Origin of the sequence: uncultured Allobosea sp. (assembly GCF_945956895.1) — a bacterium.
GTDB lineage: Bacteria > Pseudomonadota > Alphaproteobacteria > Rhizobiales > Beijerinckiaceae > Allobosea.
This window is the reverse complement of the sequence record NZ_CAMFJF010000157.1, coordinates 1-2820: the sequence shown is the minus strand read 5'-3', so window position 1 is coordinate 2820 and position 2820 is coordinate 1. Positions and strand designations below refer to the sequence as shown.

The window sequence follows — 2820 nt, the reverse complement described above, 5'->3', positions numbered from 1 at the left end:
TGGCGCGGTCTACGGGAATCGAACCCGTCTTCCCAGCGTGAAAGGCTGGTGTCCTAACCGATAGACGAAGACCGCTTTGCCGCGAACCGCTGGGGTTCGTGCCGAAGCGGGGCGAGGTATAGTGGCAGGCCTGCCGCTCCGCAAGCACCTGTTCACAAGAAAAATGAACGACGCGCCCGGCCCCCTGTGCTCCGATCCCCTCGGCTATGTTGGGCGCGCCAGGTCGAGAATACGCAGTTCCGCCGTCTCCCGGCCGCCCCAACGATTGAGCGAGAGCGTGGCCGCGAGATGCACCATCTCCCCACGCGCGGCGAACAGGGCCTGGCCGAGCGGTTCCTGCGCCGCGCGAAAGGCGATGCCGCCGATGCTGGCGCCGTCGCCCGCGCGCAGCTTGATGCGAACATGGCCACCAGAGCCGATCTCGATGGCATCGGTCAGGCGATGCGCCGGGAAGACGAAGACCGGCTCCGGGCTGCCAGCGCCGAAAGGGCCGGCCTTGTCGATCTCGGCGAGGAGGCGGGGACTCGCGCCGCCGGCGCTCAGCGCGGCGTCGATCAGCAGCGCCTCGGCATCGTCGACGGCAGCGACCTCGCGCAGCAGATAGTTGTTGAGGAAGGCATGAAAGGCGCTGGCCTGTCCTGCCGCCAGCGTCACCCCCGCCGCCATGGCGTGGCCGCCGCCCTTGACTGCGTGGCCAGCCTCGACGGCGGCCCGCACGGCGCGGCCGAGGTCGACGCCGGCGACCGAGCGGCCGGAGCCGGTCGCCCCCCCCTCCCCGTTCAGCGCCAGCGCGAAGGCCGGGCGGCGGAACCGTTCCTTCAATCGTGCCGCGACGAGACCGACGATGCCGGGATGCCAGTCGGCGCTACCGGCGAGCAGAACCGGCATCTCGGCCATGCCCGCAAGCTCATGCTCGGCCTGCGAGACTGCCTCCAGCACCGCCAGGCGCTCGATCTCCTGGCGCTCCTGATTCAGGCGGTTGAGCTCGGTCGCAATCGTGCGTGCCTCGACCTCGTCATCGGTCAGGAGCAGGCGCGCACCGAGCGCGGCATCGCCGATGCGGCCGCCTGCATTGATGCGCGGGCCGAGCAGGAAGCCGAGATGCCAGGGCTGGATCGGCCCATCGAGGCCAGAGACGTCCATCAAAGCCGCAAGGCCCGTCCGGGTGCGGCTGCGCATCATCGCGAGCCCCTGCCGCACAAAGGCGCGGTTGAGCCCCTGCAGCGGCACGACATCGGCGACCGTCGCCAGAGCGACGAGATCAAGCGCGGCGAGCAGGTCCGGCTCGCCGCCCCGCGCTGCCCAATGGCCCTGCCGGCGTAGAGTCCGGCTGGTCGCGACGAGGGCGAGGAAAACGACGCCGGCGGCGCAAAGATGGCCGAGGCCCGAGAGATCGTCCTGCCGGTTCGGATTGACCAACGCCTCGACCGCCGGCAGCCGCTCCGGCGCCTGGTGATGGTCGAGCACGACGACATCGAGGCCGAGCCGGCGCGCTTCGGCGAGCGGCTCCTCGCTGGTGGTGCCGCAATCGACCGTGACAAGCAGGCTGGCGCCCTCGCCCGCCAGCATGCGGATCGCCTCGCTATTGGGGCCATAGCCCTCGATCAGGCGGTCGGGAATGTGAATACGCGGGCGTGCGCCGGCCTGAGCGAGAAAGCCCGCGAGCAAGGCCGAGGAGCAGGCGCCGTCGACATCGTAGTCGCCGAAGATCGCGACGCGCTCGCCTTTGATGCCGGCCTGCGCCAAACGGGCGGCGGCGGCTTCCATGTCGGTGAGGACCGCCGGATCGGGCAGGACATCACGCAGCTTCGGCTCGAGGAAGCGGGCGGCCTCGGCGGGCTCGACGCCGCGCGCGGCGAGCAGCCGGGCGAGGATGTCGGATAGGCCCTGCTGCTGGCTCAACGCCTCGGCCCGGCCAAGGCCGGCGATGTCGAGCCGGTCGCGCCAGGGGCGCCCGAGCACCGAACGGTTCACGCCGAGAAAGGCACGGGGCTGGGTCAGACTCATGATGCACCCGACGTCGCGCAAGCGGCCGGCGAGGTCAACCGGCGCCGGACATGCCGGGTTGGAAAGCTGTGCCGATCACGGCACGGGACGCGTTTCCTCGGCGGCAGCATCTTTTCGGGCCGCGCCGCCGGGCGAGCGGCGGCGGGGCAATAGCTTGGCCGGTTCACACGTCATCCCGGACAAGCCGCGTTAGCGGCGCCGATCCGGGATTCATGCCTGAACCGTTCCGGCATGGATCCCGGGTCTCCCTTCGGTAGCCCGGGATGACCGCGTGAGGAAAATTCTCAGTCGAGCTGGAACTTCGAGAACTCGCGGTGCTCGCCATAGATGCGGCGGACGGTGCCGGTGATCGAGCGGTAGACGATGGTCTCGGTCTCGATGACGTCCTGGCCGAAGCGCACGCCCGAGAGCAGGCCGCCATCGGTGACGCCAGTGGCGCAGACGATGACGTCGCCCGAAGCCATCTCCGACATGTCGTATTTCTTGTTGGGGTCCTTGACGCCCATGCCTGCCGCCCGCACGCGCTTCTCCTCGGTGTCGAGGATGAGGCGGCCCTGCATCTGGCCGCCGACGCAGCGCAGCGCCGCAGCCGCGAGAACGCCTTCCGGCGCGCCGCCGATACCGAGATAGAGGTCGATGCCGGTCTTCTCCGGCTGGGTGCAGAAGATCACGCCGGCGACATCGCCATCGGTGATCAGGCGGACCGAGCAGCCGGTCTTGCGGACCTCCTCGATCAGCTTGGCATGGCGCGGGCGGTCCATGATCAGCGTCGAGATCTCGCTCGGCTTCACGCCCTTGGCCTTGGCCAGCGCG

Annotated in this window: 2 protein-coding genes and 1 tRNA gene; all 3 read right to left on the bottom strand. The window is 69.8% G+C overall.

Features of this window, described 5'->3' with window-relative positions:
* A tRNA-Glu gene (locus Q0Q02_RS23730) sits at window positions 1-75 on the bottom strand.
* Between the two features lie 129 nt (window positions 76-204).
* Window positions 205-2007, bottom strand: a complete 1803-nt coding sequence (recJ, locus tag Q0Q02_RS23725; protein ID WP_293813284.1) for a single-stranded-DNA-specific exonuclease RecJ — start codon at window positions 2005-2007, stop codon at window positions 205-207.
* A 284-nt stretch (window positions 2008-2291) separates the two neighbouring features.
* A partial coding sequence (locus tag Q0Q02_RS23720; protein ID WP_293813282.1) for a fructose-bisphosphatase class II occupies window positions 2292-2820 on the bottom strand: 529 nt, incomplete at its 5' end.